This is a genomic window from Stenotrophomonas sp. 01N47, from assembly GCF_056399165.1.
In genome coordinates, this window is sequence record NZ_JBFTQU010000002.1 from 185,244 (window position 1) to 199,379 (window position 14,136).

Here is a 14,136-nt window from a genome sequence, read left to right on the forward strand (position 1 = left end):
CCCGGTTGACGCCCTGGGCTACGCTGCGGGGCCCTGCGAACCGGCCTTCGGCCCCAGCACCGCCAGCAGCACGTAGATCACGATCGACGCTACGGTGCCGAGTGCAGCCAGCAACATGAAGGCAAACTCCGAACGGCCCTGCAGCCCTGCCCAAACGCCCAGATGCCAGGCAGCGCCAAGATTGATCAGCCAGGCGATGACGAACACCGGCCACTGCACGATGCCGACCGCGCTCAGCAATGGCGCGGCGATGAGGGCTGCGACGATGGCGCCGATCAGGAAGACCAGGGCAAGACGGGAATGGCGGGCCGAGGCGGTGCTCATGCGCTCAACCCGCGGACCATCACCAGCACCGGGAAGCCACGCGTGTTGGACTCGACGACGGGCTTCCACCCCAATCGCGCATACAGACCACCGTCCAGCGACTCGGTCTGCAGGTAGAGCTGCGATATGCCCATCGACCGGGCGTGCTTCACTGCGCGTTCGACAAGCGTGCTGGCCAACCCTCGTCCGCGTTGGCTGTCGGCCACATACACACTTCCCAGCCAGTGCTCATACTCGGGAAAACCGGGCATCTCACCGCGCTTGAGCTGCGCGGCGCCGACCACCTGCCCATCGTCGATTGCCGCCAGCAGATGCGGGAATCCCTGCGCGTCCTTGGGCTTGCGCAGCCGCAGACGCTCATCTTCCAGAGTGAAGCCTGCATCCTTTCCCCACTGCGCGTGATACCACTGCGCCAGCTGCTCGCACTCCGGCGCCGCTGGCGCCAGCATCCTGAACTCCATGGGTAACCTCGCTGTCCTGATCGTCCTTCAGGAAAGCATGCTTCACGTCTGCAGTCACTGCAAATTGTTGCAATCAACCAAGCCGTGCATGGGATCGGCTCCGCGGCGATCTGCACCTCAGCCCTGCGCGAAGTCCTTCAGGATCTCGCCGACGCCGCTGGGCGAGATCTCGAAGCCCAGCGTAGTACCCGGGTTGATTACCACGCCGTAACCGCCCGGCACGCGACGCAGCACATCCAGCATCAGCCAGCGGACCTGATGCTCGGCCTGCTGGCTGTAGATGCCCACCCGCGCCGGATCGGTGAACACGGCCACGTGCAGGGTGCCCTGCTTGTCGAACAGCAGCGGATCGAAGCCACTCCCATCGGGCGTGACCAGGCTGCCGGTCAACAGCACCACCTGGGAAGCGACGAAGGCCTCCATGAACGCGCGGATCGGCACCGTTCCATCCATCGCGGCCTTGAGCAGGGTTTCGATCGGGGTCTGCGGGGCAAGGTCGGTCATGGCAGTACAGGCGCGGCATCAGGGGATGCCTATTGTGCCGGATGCCGCCTCACCGGGTAGTGCCGGCCGCTGGCCGGCAACTGCATTGGCTCCAACGACACGGAGGTTGCCGGCCAGCGGCCAGCATCACCGTTTGCGAGGCCCCGTGGGCGGTCAGCGCTTCAGTCGCCGATCGCGCGCCTGCTGGTCAGCCACGGCCTTGTCCAGTTCGGCCTGCAGGGCCGGCTGCTGCACGTCCGCATCCAGCACAAACACCTTCACCCCGTGCGCCGGCACCTCCGCCTTCAGGCTGCCCTTCACCGTCACCTGGCCGCCGTCCAGCGCGTCACGCCAGGTGCCGGTCTGCAGGTAGCGGTCCACATTGAAGGTCTTCGCGGCATCGCCCTTGTTCAACAACACCAGCGCAGTCTGCGCCACGTCGGCGTGCTGCAGCACGCGGAAGAACACCGCTTCATCGCCCTGCAGACGTTCGTTCACCTGCAGGCCGCGCTGCAGTGCCGGCGTGGCCTCACGCAGTTTGGCGATGCGCTGCAGCGGCGCGAAGATCGGGCTCTGCGGGGCGGCATCCACCCGCGGCTGGCCGAAGTAGGCGCGGTTGCCGGCGTGCTCGGCGCGGCCGCGCATGAAGCCGGTTTCCGATCCGTAATAGACCACCGGAATACCACGTGCGGTGAACAGCCAGTTATGCGCGTCGATGAAGCCGTTGTCGTTGGCCTGCAGACGCGGCATGTCGTGGTTGTCGTAGAAGCTCATCAGCTCGTACGGGTTGGCGTACGGGCCACCGGTCAGGTGCAGCGGCTCAGCCAGGGTTTCAAAACCCTTGCCGGCCGTGCCGAAGGTCTGCTCCAGCGCGCCGCGCAGCGGGAAGTCGAGCACGCTGACATTGGCGTTGGCCGGCCAGGTGTGTTCGGCGATGCTGGCCGCGTTGTAGTCGAACGCCTCGCCGAACATGAACATGCCCGGGTGCTGCGCGCGGATGCGATTGACGAACTCGTGCCACCACGGGTGTGGCAGCCAGCCGATGGTGTCGATGCGCAGCGCGTCCACGCCCTGCGCGGTCCACTGCAGGTAGGCACTCACCAGGTAGTCCATCACCGCCGGATTGTCCTGGTTGAAGTCGCTCAGCTCGGCCAGGTTGCCGTCGAAGATAGAGCCGTCCTTGCTGTCGACCGGACCGATGTTGTTGTAGAACGCGTGCAGCGGATTGTGCTTCGGGTCCAGCTTCTGCGGCGGCAGGTTCTGGTGGTCGGCGATCAGCGTGCCGTCCTTGCCGAAGATCTGGCCGAACTGCGGCTGCCGCTTGGGCATGGTCCATGCCGGCGACCCGTGGTTGCCGACGATGTCCAGCACCACCTTCAGGCCAGCGTCGTGCAGGCCCTTGGTCAACCCTGCAAAGTCCAGCTCCTCGCTTGGCAGGTGTTCGTCAAGTTTGTAGAAGTTGATGCCCCAGTAGCCGTGGTAGCCGGTCTTGCCACGGTCGGTCAGGGTACTGGTGCAGCTGATCGGCTTGCTGCCGGTGAAGGCTTCATCCGGGTTGTCGACGATGGGCGTGATCCACACCGCGCCGAAGCCGAGGTTGCGGATGTAGTCGGCATTGTCGAGCACGCCGCGGAAATCGCCACCGAGATAGCCGATGTTGCCGTCCACCTTGTCCGGGCACGGCACCGGGATATCGAACGTGCGGTGCTCGCCGCCCTGGTCGCGGTGATCGTTGGACGGATCGCCGTTGACGAAGCGGTCGGTGACTACGAAGTACACCGCGTCGCCGGCGAACGGTTCGGTGGTGCCAACATAGGCCGGGCGTGGCGCAGCCGAAGCATGGCCAGCGAACAGCAAAAGGGATACAGCAGCAGACAGGGCACCACGCATCACACCACCTCCGGACGGGACGGAACCCGCAACACGCACAGACCCGCAATCAACAGACTGCAGCCACCCAGCACCAGGACATGCATCGGCTGGCCACCCAGCCATGCGCGCAGGGCGAAACCGAGCGCGCTGGCCGCGACCAGCTGCGGGATCACGATGAAGAAATTGAAGATGCCCATGTACACGCCCATCTTCGCCGCCGGCACGCTGTCCGACAGCAGCGCATAGGGCAATGAAAGGATCGAGGCCCAGGCAAAACCCACGCCGACCATCGACAGCAGCAGCCACTGCGGATCGTCGATGAACATCATCGAGATCAGCCCTGCCCCGCCCAGCCACAGGTTGACCAGGTGGCTCCAACGCAGGCCGATCGCCCGCACCATCGGTGGGATCAGCAGCGCGGCCAGTGCGGCGAAGCCGTTGTAGGCACCGAACAGCACGCCCACCCAGTTGGCGCCTTCGTTGTAGGCCGCCGATTCGACGTCGGTGGAGCCGAAGTGCATGCCGGCCACTGCACGCGTGGTGAAGATCCACATCGCGAACAGGGCGAACCACGAGAAGAACTGCACCCAGGCCAGCCGGCGCATGGTGATCGGCATCGCACGCAGGTCGCCGACGATGGCGGCCAGCATGTGCGTGCCCGGCAGTACCCGTGCCGCCGCCAGCAGTGCACCGTAGCCCGCGCACAGGCCGGCCAGCACGTACAGCATCTTGTCGCCCTGGCGCCACGCGATCAGCGCCGCCAGCAGCACGCCGAGCCCCAGCCACAGCGCAACCTGCGCCCACGGCGCAGGGCCGGTGACCGCAGTGCCGGCGTGGTGCGCCGGTGGTTCGGCGTCATCGAAGCTGGCCAGCTCGTCGGGCGAATACTCACGTGTGCTGACCACCGTCCAGGTGATCGCCGCCAGCAGCACCACCGCGCCGAAGTAGAACGCATAGCGCACAGTGTCGGGCACCTCGCCCGCCGCTGCCGTGTTGGCAACGCCGAAGTGGGCCAGGATGAAGGGCAGGAAGCTGGCAACGATGGCACCGATGCCGATGAAGAAGCTCTGCATCGCATAGCCAGCCGGGCGCTGCCGCGGTGCCAGCTGGTCGCCGACGAAGGCGCGGAACGGCTCCATCGACACGTTGATCGAGGCATCCAGCACCCACAGCGTGCCGGCCGCGATCCACAGCGTTGGCGAGTTCGGCATCACCAGCAGGGCCAGCGTGGTCAGCACCGCGCCGATCATGAAGAACGGGCGGCGCCGTCCCCAGCGCGTCCAGGTGCGGTCGGACAGGTAGCCGATCACCGGCTGCACCAGCAGACCGGTCAGCGGTGCGGCGATCCACAGCCCCGGCACCGCCTCCATGTCCGCACCCAGCGTTTCGAAGATGCGGCTGGCGTTGGCGTTCTGCAGGGCAAAGCCGAACTGAATGCCAAGGAAGCCGAAGCACATGTTCCAGATCTGCCAGAACGACAACTGCGGCTTTGCAGGACGACTCATCGTGCGTCCTCTGCTGCCGCCACCGGCGCGACCTTCAGCGCCTGCACCTGGGCCTGGTTGAGCACGCCGTCGCGCCCGCCCTTGCCGCCGGTGTAGTGCGCGAAGTGCTGCAGCGCGCTCATGTTGAAGCCCTCTTCCAGGGTGACCGTGCAGCGCCCCTTGGGCACCGCGAAGGTTGCGGCGGTCGAGTCCTGCGCCGCCACGCTGTGCGGCAGCGTCACCGTGTGCCGCTGGAGCGGCTGGCCCTTGCACTGCACGGCCAGCTGTTTCACCGCCGCAGTCACACCGGTGTTGATCGGGCCGTTCGAGTTGGTGTACTGCAGGCGCAGGCGCACGTGGCCCGCCTTGGCGGCGTTGAACTGCCACTGCCGGCTGCCACGCAGCACCTGCTGCGGACCGACGCAGACCATCGGGCTGTGCAGTGATTCCAGCCCACCTTCGCGACGGGTCAGGCTCAGGCAGTGCTGCAGGCCATCATCGCCGACGCGCACCTGGCCCTTGCTGACAGTGGCCACGACACCGTCCTGCCACAGCACCTGTCCGGCGGCGACTGCGACGGTCCAGCCCTTGCCACTGCGCTTTGCCTGCGGCGCCAGCGGCGTGGCCGGCGCACGTGCATTGGCATCGGCGCGCGGCACATCACGGTTCGCCGCTGCCGGCGCGGCGACCAGCTGCACGGTCGTCGTGGCGCCGCGCGTGCGCGTCTTGCCCGCGACCAGCAAGCCAGCGCCCACCTGCTTCGGGCGCTCCAGCACATAGCGCTTGCCGGCCGCCTCCAGACTGATCCGCTTCTGCTTTCCGAACAGCTCCGGCACCAGCTCGGCCGGCAGCTTGGGCTGCACGCGACCGTCGTCCTGCACGCCGAACACGCCCTCGGTCACCATCGACAGATAGCCGGCCACCGACCACAACTGGCGCTCGGAGTTGACCACCGGACCACTCAAAGCACCTTCGTCCACGTGTACGGCCTGGGTGACCAGCTCGTAGTTCTCCATGTTGGAGCCGGCCAACGCCGCCCCCTGCATCAACGAGCGGATCTCGGCGGCAATGCGCGGCGCATCGTCCACCTTGCGCGCCGCGCGCAGCGAGTACGCGCTGACGAACGGCCAGATCGCGCGGTTGTGGTAGATCGGCTGCTGCGCCTCCTGCGGCCATACCACCGGACTGCCGGCAGCACCCATCGGATAGCCCGCCAGCGCACGGCGCGCGCGCTCAGCAGGCAGCACGTCGGCGAGGATGCCCAGCGACAGGCCGAGCAGATCGATCTTGGCGTAGGGCACCGGGTGCGCCGCTTCGCCGATGTAGCTCATGTACTGGCCCATGTCTTCGCGCCAGAAGCGCGCGTCGATCTGCACCGCCAGTGCGTCGGCCCAGGCCCTGTACTGCTCGCTGCGCTCGTCGCCCAGCTGCGCGGCCATCTGCTGCGCCAGGCGCAGCGCCTGGTAATGCAGCACGTTGGTGGACAGCGCGTAGGAATCGCCGATGAAGCGCACGTCCTCGCGCGTCCAGTCCGGATAGGTCTGCTCGCGCCAGTCAAGGAACGAGGTCTCGCCGCGATACAGGCCCATCTGCGCGTCGAAGACCATCGCCCGGTCCTGCGCCAATGTGCCCTGCAGGGCCTGCCAGACCTGCTCGGCAAACGCAGGATCATCCAGCAGGTGGCGTGCGGCGAGGAACCACACCACGCGGTCGCTGCTGATCGGCCAGCTGCCACCGGAGCCGGTGTCCTGGGCCACGAACAGGCCGGGCGTGTGCCCGTCGCGCGCAGCCGACAACTTGAACTGCAGCGACTGACGGGTGCGCTTCGGGTCCAGCTTCGCCAGCGCCAGATCGGCTGCAAAGCTGACGTCACGCGTCCACACATACGGCCAGCGCGCGCCGGTCTGGAAGCACTCGCACGGTACCGGACGGCCTTCGTCGAAGGCCGGATCGCGGATGGCATCCACCCGGTCCTGGTCCATTTCCTGCTGGGCCAGCGCGAACAGCGCGTCGAACATCACGCTACCGGTCTGGCTGCGCATGGGCGCGGCGGCGATGCGCACCTCACCCTTCGGCGCATGCAGGATGAAACTGCCCTTGGCAGCGGATTCGGCGCGCGCCTGGCGGCCGTCGAATGTCAGGTCGGCCGCGTGCGCGGTCGTCCCCAGCGCTGCCCCCAGGGCAGCGGTCAGGCAAATGATCTTCAGCATCGAAGCGGCAGACCGGCTTGCGCCCGTCGACCTCCCTCCCTCTCTGCACCGTTGTGGGTCCGCACTGCCGTTGCCGGCGTGCGGGCGCGGCACCTCCCTCAAGGTGCCTTGGCCCCATGGTAGACGCGGGGCTGTCGGCTGCGTCCAGCTGCATACGTATTCATGGCGCGCAGTACAGGCGCGCCTACCGTGCTGGCTTATGGTCCGGGTCTGTCAACGGCGCCTTGGGAGGGGAAATGCCGACGTCATCCACAACGGTACGCGCAGTGTTCGCGCACGCTTTCGGCCTGGCCCTGCTGGGATGGGCCGCGCTGGCACAGGCGGCGGCACCGCAGATCGCCAGCGTCGAATCACCGGACAAGGTGCTGAAGGTCAGCCTGGTGCTGGACGGCGGTACCGCGCGCTACCGCGTCGAGCGCCTCGGCCAGACCGTGGTGGCCGATTCGAAGCTGGGTTTTGAACTGCGCGATGGTCGCCTCGACCGCGACTTCAGCCTGCTGGCGCAGGAACGCCGCAGTGTCGACGACAGCTGGGAACAGCCCTGGGGCGAGCGCCGGCTCACCCGCAACCACTTCAACGAACTGACCGTGCACCTGGCCGAAACCACCGGCAGCAAGCGCCGGCTGGACCTGGTGTTCCGCGTCTACGACGACGGCCTGGGCTTCCGCTACGTGTTCCCCGAGCAACCGAACCTGCGCGAAGCGATCATCGATGACGAGCTGACCGAGTTCGCCATCGCGCCGGAGTCCACCGCATGGTGGATACCTGCGGGCGAGCCGATCCATTACGAATACCTGTACCAGCGCACGCCGCTGCGCGAAGTGCCGCTGGTGCACACGCCGATGACCCTGCGCAGCCACGACGGCCTGCACGTGGCCATCCATGAGGCGGCACTGGTCGACTACGCGGGCATGTGGCTGCGCCGCACCGAGGGCCAGCGCCTGCGCGCCCAGCTTTCGCCTTCGGCCGAAGGCTGGAAGGTGCGCCGCGCCCTGCCCTTCGCCACGCCATGGCGCACCCTGCAGATCGCCGACCGTGCCGGCGGCCTGGTCGAGTCCGACCTGATCCTCAACCTCAACGAGCCCAATGCGCTGGGCGATGTGAGCTGGGTGAAGCCGGCCAAGTATCTGGGCGTGTGGTGGTCGATGCACCTGGATGAAGAGAGCTGGGCCACCGGACCAAAGCATGCGGCCACCACCGCAAAGACACGGAAGGTGATCGATTTCGCCGCCGCGCACGGCTTCCGTGGTGTGCTGGTGGAAGGCTGGAATCCTGGCTGGGACGGCAACTGGGTCGGCAATGGTTACGACTTCGACTTCACCCGCGCCACGCCGGATTTCGACATCGAATCATTGTCGGCGTACGGGCTGAAGAAGGGCGTGCACCTGATCGGCCATCATGAAACCGGCTGCGCGATCGAACACTACGAAGACCAGCTGGGTGCTGCGCTGGATCTGTATGCGCGGCTGGGCGTGGACCAGTTCAAGACCGGCTACGTCTGCGACGACGGCCAGGTTGATCGCCGCAATCCGGCCGGCGGCCCGCTGTGGCGCGAGTGGCACGACGGGCAGTTCATGGCCCGCCATCACCTGAAGGTGGTGCAGGAAGCCGCCCGCCGGCACCTGTCGGTGAACCCGCACGAGCCGATCAAGGACACCGGCCTGCGCCGCACCTACCCGAACTGGATTTCCCGCGAGGGCGCACGTGGCATGGAATACAACGCCTGGGGCCAGCCACCGAACCCGCCCGAGCATGAGGTCAACCTGGTATTCACCCGCATGCTGGCCGGGCCGATGGATTACACGCCCGGCATCCTCAGCCTGAAGGGCCGCCACGGCCAGGCCATTCCCAGCACGCTGGCACGCCAGCTGGCCCTGTATGTGGTGCTGTACAGCCCGATCCAGATGGCTGCCGACCTGCCCGAGCACTACCTGCAGCACCGCGAAGCGTTCCGCTTCATCGAGGACGTGGCGGTGGACTGGGAGCAGAGCCGCGTGCTCGATGGCGAGGTCGGCGACTACGTGACGATCGTGCGCCGCGACCGCAACAGCCGTGACTGGTTCCTGGGCAGCATCACCGACGAGAACGGCCGCGTGCTGCCGGTGTCGTTGGGTTTCCTGGAGCCGGGCGTGCGCTACCGCGCCGAGGTCTACCGCGATGGCGATGGCGCGGATTTCCGCAGCAGTCCCTTCGCCTTCAAGCGCGAAACACGCGAGGTCAGCAGCACCGATTCACTCACGCTGGTGCTGGCGCCGGGCGGCGGACAGGCCATCCGCTTCACCCCGCTGTGAATGCGCAGGTAGTGCCGGCCGCTGGCCGGCATCGTTGCGACGCGGATGGTTGCCGGCCAGTGGCCGGCACTACCGGAATGATGATCTGGAAGCGATTACAACCCTGCAAACGCCATTGAATACGTATGCAGGGTGATTCCCACGAAGAACGCGCTGCCTACCATAGCGGCGACGACAGCGGCCACCGCGTCGCACGTCCTCGACACCATCGGGACGACCACGAATCGCACTACAACATTGCCTGGGAGGGGAAAATGTTGAACCACAAGCGCAGTGCGCTGAGCATCGCGTTGGCCGTCGTACTGACGCCATCGCTGGCAGCAGCGCAGTCCACGCAGAGCACGGCAACCCCGCCAGCCGGCACCGCCGCCACCAACCTGGACACCGTGCAGGTCACCGGCATCCGTCGCGGCATCGAAAGCGCCATCGCGACCAAGCAGGACGCCACCTCGGTGGTCGAAGCCATCTCCGCCGAGGACATCGGCAAGCTGCCCGACGTCAGCATCGCCGAATCGATCTCGCGCCTGCCTGGCCTTGCCGCACAGCGTGTGGCCGGTCGTGCGCAGGTGATCAGCGTGCGCGGCCTGTCGCCGGATTTCGCCACCACCCTGCTCAACGGGCGTGAAGTGGTCAGCACCGGCGACAACCGCGGCGTCGAGTTCGACCAGTATCCGTCCGAGCTGGTCAACGGCGTGACCGTGTACAAGACCCCCGACGCAGCGCTGGTCGGCCAGGGCCTGTCGGGCACCATCGACATGCAGACTGCACGTCCGCTCAGCTTCCCCGACCGCGTCATCGCCGTCAGCGGCCGCTACCAGAAGAGTTCGTTGGGCCGCGCCGCCGACACCGACCCGTACGGCAACCGCTTCAGCGCCAGCTACATCGACCAGTTCCTGGACAAGACGCTCGGCATCGCGATCGGCTACGCGCACAGCGACATGCCGATCCAGGAAAACCAGGTGGGCCTGTACGAGCCGTGGACCACCGAGCACACCACCAACGGCAACCGCCCCGGTGTTGCCGCTGGCACCTACTTCACCGACGGCATCAAGGCGCTGCGCCGCACCGGCAACAACAAGCGCGACGGTGTGATGGCCACGATCCAGTTCCGGCCCAACAACGCTTGGACCAGCACCTTCGACGCGTTCCACACCGAAGCAGAGCAGATCGACACCGCCAACCAGTTCGAGCTCAACCTCAGCAACTACAACGGCAACTACACCCCGGGCCTGCTGGTCAGCAACCCGCAGGTCAACGCCAATGGCACCTTCACCGGTGGCACCGCCAGTGGCGTGTACCCGCTGGTACGCGGCATGTACAACAAGCGCAAGGACAAGATCGATGCGTTCGGCTGGAACAACGAGTTCACCTTCGGCAGCGTCAAGCTGGTTGCCGACCTGAACTATTCCAAGGCCACCCGCGACGAACTGAACCTGGAAAACAACCTGCAGCTGACCCCGATGCCGCAGCTGGATACGGTCGGTGTGCAGTTCCGCCAGGATGGCTTCTCGCAGATCAGCCCGGGCCTGAACTACTCCAACCCGGACGCGCTGTTCCTGACCAACACCATCTACGGTTCTGGTTACGGCAAGGTGCCGAAGGTGGAAGACCGCCTGAAGGGCGGCAAGCTGGCCGCGACCATCGCCCTGCCCGAAGCAATGGCGTCGTGGGCACCGGATCTGGATATCGGCGTGAACTATGCCGACCGCCGCAAGGTGAAGACCCAGTCCGAAGGCAACATCCTGCTGGGCGCGCAGGGCGATGCCAACATCGCATCGGATCTGCAGTACCGCCCGGTCAACCTCGGCTTCGCCGGCCTGGGCACCATCCCGGCCTGGAACGTGCCTGGCGCGGTCGGTCGCTACATGACCTTCAATCCGGTCGACAACCTGGACTACCTGATTCCCAAGTCGTGGACGGTGCAGGAAAAGATCACCACCGCCTGGGCGCGCCTGAACATCAACACCGACATCGGTGTGGTGGGCGTACGCGGCAATATCGGTGTGCAGATGCAGCACACCGACCAGAGCTCGGACTCGCGCTACTGGGACAGCTCGCAGGCGGCCGGCAACAACATCCAGCCCTACTCGGACGGCCGCAAGTACAACGACTGGCTGCCCAGCTTGAACCTGGCCTTCATGTTCCCGCATGAGCAGACCCTGCGTTTTGCCGCAGCCAAGCAGGTCGCGCGCCCGCGCGTGGACCAGATGCGCGCGGGCCTGGAGTTCGGCGTGGATACCGGTACCGGTCGCCCCGGCGGCAGTGGCGGCAACCCGTTGCTGGACCCGTGGCGCGCCACCGCACTGGACCTGTCCTACGAGAAGTACTTCGGCGAGAAGGCCTACGTGGCCGCCGCGATCTTCTACAAGGACCTGAAGAGCTACGTCTACACCCAGTCGGTGGACAACTACGACTTCAGCGGCCTGCTGGGCGACTATGTGCCGCCGCCGGGCATGGTGGTGCCGGTGCTGCCGACCGGCACCTTCTCGACCCCGGTGAACGGCAAGGGCGGCACCCTGAAGGGCCTGGAGCTGACCGCGTCGTTCCCGCTGGAAATGCTGACCGACAGCCTGCGTGGCTTCGGCGTGCAGGCCAGCGCGACGTTCAACAAGAGCGACATCCAGATCCTGGATCCGGAAAGCGCGTCCAGCGTGGGTACCGACCCGATCAGCCTGCCCGGCCTGTCCAAGCGCGTGTACAACTTCACCGCCTACTACGAGCGTAGTGGCTTTGAGGCACGCGTGAGCCAGCGCCGCCGTTCGGACTTCATCGGCGAGATCGGCAACTTCAACGGCAACCGCACCCTGCGTTATGTCGTGGGCGAGAACGTGACCGATGCGCAGGTCAGCTATACCTTCAGCGACAGCAGCAGCCTGCGTGGGCTGACCCTGCTGCTGCAGGGAAGCAACCTGACCAACGAGCCGTACCGCACCTACGCCGGCACCAAGGATCGCCCGCTGGAGTACATCGAGTGGGGCCGCACCTACATGCTGGGCGTGAACTACAAGTTCTGAGGTAGCGCCGGGCCATGCCCGGCGACCCGGACTCGGTAGTGCCGGCCGCTGGCCGGTACCCAAGGGGAGCAGGACCGGAAACCCGCTGCGCAGGCAGCGGGTTTTCTTTTGTGCGCAACGCGTTGGCCAGTGAAGCGTGATCGGTACGGCCCCATCCACGCATGGCGTGGATCTACCCCGCCGCATCGCATCCATGCATGACGGGGATCCATTCTGCATACCCCCGGTAGATCCACGCCATGCGTGGATGCTCTGCACCGGAACCGCGCCCACAAAAAAGGGACGGGGCGCTTCGGCCCCGTCCCCGCAAGTACCGCCACCGGAGAAATCGGTCAGCTGCGTCGTGCGCAATACACCGCGCGCGGGGGCAGCTGCAGTTCATTGCCCTGCACCGTCCCCGCATCCGGGCCCGGTACGGCCACCTGCTGCCAGTTGCCCGCCGGCAGCGGATGGCTCACCGCTTCGGCCGACAGGTTGAAGGCCAGCAGGAGAGTTTCATCTGCAAGCATACGCTCGAACAGCAGCACTGGCTCGGCACTGTCCAGGAACCGGATGTCACCGTGCAGCAGGGCCGGCTGGGTACGGCGCCAGGCCAGAAAGCCGCGGAAGGCCGACAGCACCGACTGCGGATCCTGCGCCTGCACCGCCACGGCCGCAGCCTGGTGCTCGGCCGGGATCGGCAGCCACGGCTTGCCGGTGGTGAAGCCGGCCAGCGGCGCGTCGATCCACGGCAGCGGCGTGCGGCAGCCGTCGCGCCCCTTGAAGTTGGGCCAGAAGGTGATCCCGTACGGATCCTGCAGCGCCTCGAACGGCACTTCGGCCTCAGCCAGGCCCAGTTCCTCCCCCTGGTACAGGCAGACCGAACCGCGCAGTGAACACAGCAGCGCCACCAGCATCCGCGCCAGGCGAGGGTCGGCCGGATGACCACCCCAGCGGCTGACCGCCCGCTCCACATCATGGTTGGACACTGCCCAGCACGGCCAGCCTTCGGTCATCGCCGCTTCCAGGCGCGAAACGGTATCGCGGATGTAGGCCGCGCTGTAATCGTTGACCAGCAGCTCGAAGCTGTAGCCCATGTGCAGGCGGCCATCCTGGGTGTATTCGGCGGTGGTCGCCAGCGAATCCTCCGAGGAGATCTCGCCCAGGCTCACCGCCCCCGGGTATTCGTCCAGCAGGGCGCGCAGCTGCTCCAGGAACGGCAGGTTTTCCGGCTGGGTGTTGTTGTAATAGTGGTACTGATAGGCATAAGGATTGTCCGCGCTGAAGCCGCGGCCGACGCGCTTGTCGGCCGGCTTGGGCGGGTTGTCGCGCAGCTGCGCGTCGTGGAAGCAGAAGTTGATCGCATCCAGGCGGAAGCCATCCACACCCCGGTCCAGCCAGAAGCGCACGTTGTCCAGGGTCGCCTGCTGCACCTCCGGGTGGTGGAAATTCAGGTCCGGCTGGTCCACCAGGAAATTGTGCAGGTAGTACTGCTCGCGGCGCGGCTCCCACTGCCAGGCACCGCCGCCGAACAGCGACAGCCAGTTGTTGGGCGGCGTGCCGTCTTCGCGCGGATCCACCCACACATACCAGTCCGCCTTCGGGTTGCTGTGGTCCTGGCGGCTCTCGCGGAACCAGGCGTGCTCGATCGAGGTGTGGCTGAGCACCTGGTCGATCATCACCTTCAGGCCCAGGCCGTGGGCCTTGGCCAGCAGCCGGTCGAAGTCGTCCAGGCTGCCGAACAGCGGATCGACATCGCGGTAGTCGGCGATGTCATAGCCGAAATCGGCCATCGGCGATCGGAAGAACGGCGAGATCCAGATCGCATCCACGCCCAGCGCGGCGATATGGTCCAGGCGCTGGATGATGCCGGGCAGGTCGCCTACCCCGTCGCCGTTGGCGTCGAGGAAACTGCGCGGGTAGATCTGGTAGATGACGGCTCCGCGCCACCATGGATAGTGCGACATCGACAGCCCCCCTCCGGGCATGCGGGACCCGCTGGAAGCGGGCCGAAAACC

General features: G+C 66.5%; 9 protein-coding genes. 2 read left to right on the forward strand and 7 right to left on the reverse strand.

Annotation, left to right across the window (positions count from 1 at the left end):
• Positions 1-18: 18 nt before the first annotated feature.
• The 6 genes from AC1DKR_RS04740 to AC1DKR_RS04765 all read right to left on the reverse strand — a co-directional run bounded on the left by AC1DKR_RS04740 (position 19) and on the right by AC1DKR_RS04765 (position 6,834).
• A complete protein-coding gene (locus tag AC1DKR_RS04740; protein WP_033830565.1) occupies positions 19-324 on the reverse strand; it encodes a hypothetical protein in 306 nt (101 codons plus the stop codon).
• Complete coding sequence (locus AC1DKR_RS04745) at positions 321-785, reverse strand: GNAT family N-acetyltransferase (RefSeq protein ID WP_088101569.1); 465 nt, start codon at positions 783-785, stop codon at positions 321-323. Before AC1DKR_RS04745 ends, AC1DKR_RS04740 begins: the two co-directional genes overlap by 4 nt.
• Before the next feature lie 117 nt (positions 786-902).
• The gene (locus AC1DKR_RS04750; protein ID WP_032975874.1) at positions 903-1,289 is read right to left on the reverse strand and encodes an SseB family protein; all 387 of its coding nucleotides are present in this window, start codon (positions 1,287-1,289) and stop codon (positions 903-905) included.
• 153 nt (positions 1,290-1,442) lie between these two features.
• A complete protein-coding gene (locus AC1DKR_RS04755) occupies positions 1,443-3,158 on the reverse strand; it encodes an alpha-amylase family glycosyl hydrolase (RefSeq protein WP_478031415.1) in 1,716 nt (571 codons plus the stop codon).
• The gene (locus AC1DKR_RS04760) at positions 3,158-4,645 is read right to left on the reverse strand and encodes an MFS transporter (RefSeq protein WP_406779112.1); all 1,488 of its coding nucleotides are present in this window, start codon (positions 4,643-4,645) and stop codon (positions 3,158-3,160) included. Before AC1DKR_RS04760 ends, AC1DKR_RS04755 begins: the two co-directional genes overlap by 1 nt.
• A complete protein-coding gene (locus AC1DKR_RS04765; RefSeq protein WP_478031418.1) occupies positions 4,642-6,834 on the reverse strand; it encodes an alpha-L-rhamnosidase-related protein in 2,193 nt (730 codons plus the stop codon). The genes AC1DKR_RS04760 and AC1DKR_RS04765 overlap by 4 nt, the downstream gene beginning before the upstream one ends.
• A 236-nt stretch (positions 6,835-7,070) precedes the next feature.
• Here AC1DKR_RS04765 and AC1DKR_RS04770 point away from each other — a divergent pair, with 236 nt between their 5' ends.
• Positions 7,071-9,125: a glycoside hydrolase family 97 protein gene (locus AC1DKR_RS04770; protein WP_478031420.1), complete on the forward strand. Its 2,055-nt coding sequence runs from the start codon at positions 7,071-7,073 to the stop codon at positions 9,123-9,125.
• 254 nt (positions 9,126-9,379) lie between these two features.
• Positions 9,380-12,139: a TonB-dependent receptor gene (locus AC1DKR_RS04775; protein WP_478031423.1), complete on the forward strand. Its 2,760-nt coding sequence runs from the start codon at positions 9,380-9,382 to the stop codon at positions 12,137-12,139.
• 332 nt (positions 12,140-12,471) lie between these two features.
• On the opposite strand, the gene AC1DKR_RS04780 is transcribed toward AC1DKR_RS04775, so the two are convergent.
• Positions 12,472-14,085: an alpha-glucosidase family protein gene (locus AC1DKR_RS04780; protein WP_478031429.1), complete on the reverse strand. Its 1,614-nt coding sequence runs from the start codon at positions 14,083-14,085 to the stop codon at positions 12,472-12,474.
• Positions 14,086-14,136: the final 51 nt, after the last annotated feature.

Excerpts from the sequence above, each read along its gene's own strand:
- AC1DKR_RS04775 (WP_478031423.1), top strand. The coding sequence starts at position 9,380 with ATGTTGAACCACAAGCGCAGTGCGCTGAGCATCGCGTTGGCCGTCGTA.
- AC1DKR_RS04765 (WP_478031418.1), bottom strand. The coding sequence starts at position 6,834 with ATGCTGAAGATCATTTGCCTGACCGCTGCCCTGGGGGCAGCGCTGGGG.
- AC1DKR_RS04755 (WP_478031415.1), bottom strand. The coding sequence starts at position 3,158 with ATGCGTGGTGCCCTGTCTGCTGCTGTATCCCTTTTGCTGTTCGCTGGC.
- AC1DKR_RS04750 (WP_032975874.1), bottom strand. The coding sequence starts at position 1,289 with ATGACCGACCTTGCCCCGCAGACCCCGATCGAAACCCTGCTCAAGGCC.
- AC1DKR_RS04770 (WP_478031420.1), top strand. The coding sequence starts at position 7,071 with ATGCCGACGTCATCCACAACGGTACGCGCAGTGTTCGCGCACGCTTTC.
- AC1DKR_RS04745 (WP_088101569.1), bottom strand. The coding sequence starts at position 785 with ATGGAGTTCAGGATGCTGGCGCCAGCGGCGCCGGAGTGCGAGCAGCTG.
- AC1DKR_RS04760 (WP_406779112.1), bottom strand. The coding sequence starts at position 4,645 with ATGAGTCGTCCTGCAAAGCCGCAGTTGTCGTTCTGGCAGATCTGGAAC.
- AC1DKR_RS04780 (WP_478031429.1), bottom strand. The coding sequence starts at position 14,085 with ATGTCGCACTATCCATGGTGGCGCGGAGCCGTCATCTACCAGATCTAC.
- AC1DKR_RS04740 (WP_033830565.1), bottom strand. The coding sequence starts at position 324 with ATGAGCACCGCCTCGGCCCGCCATTCCCGTCTTGCCCTGGTCTTCCTG.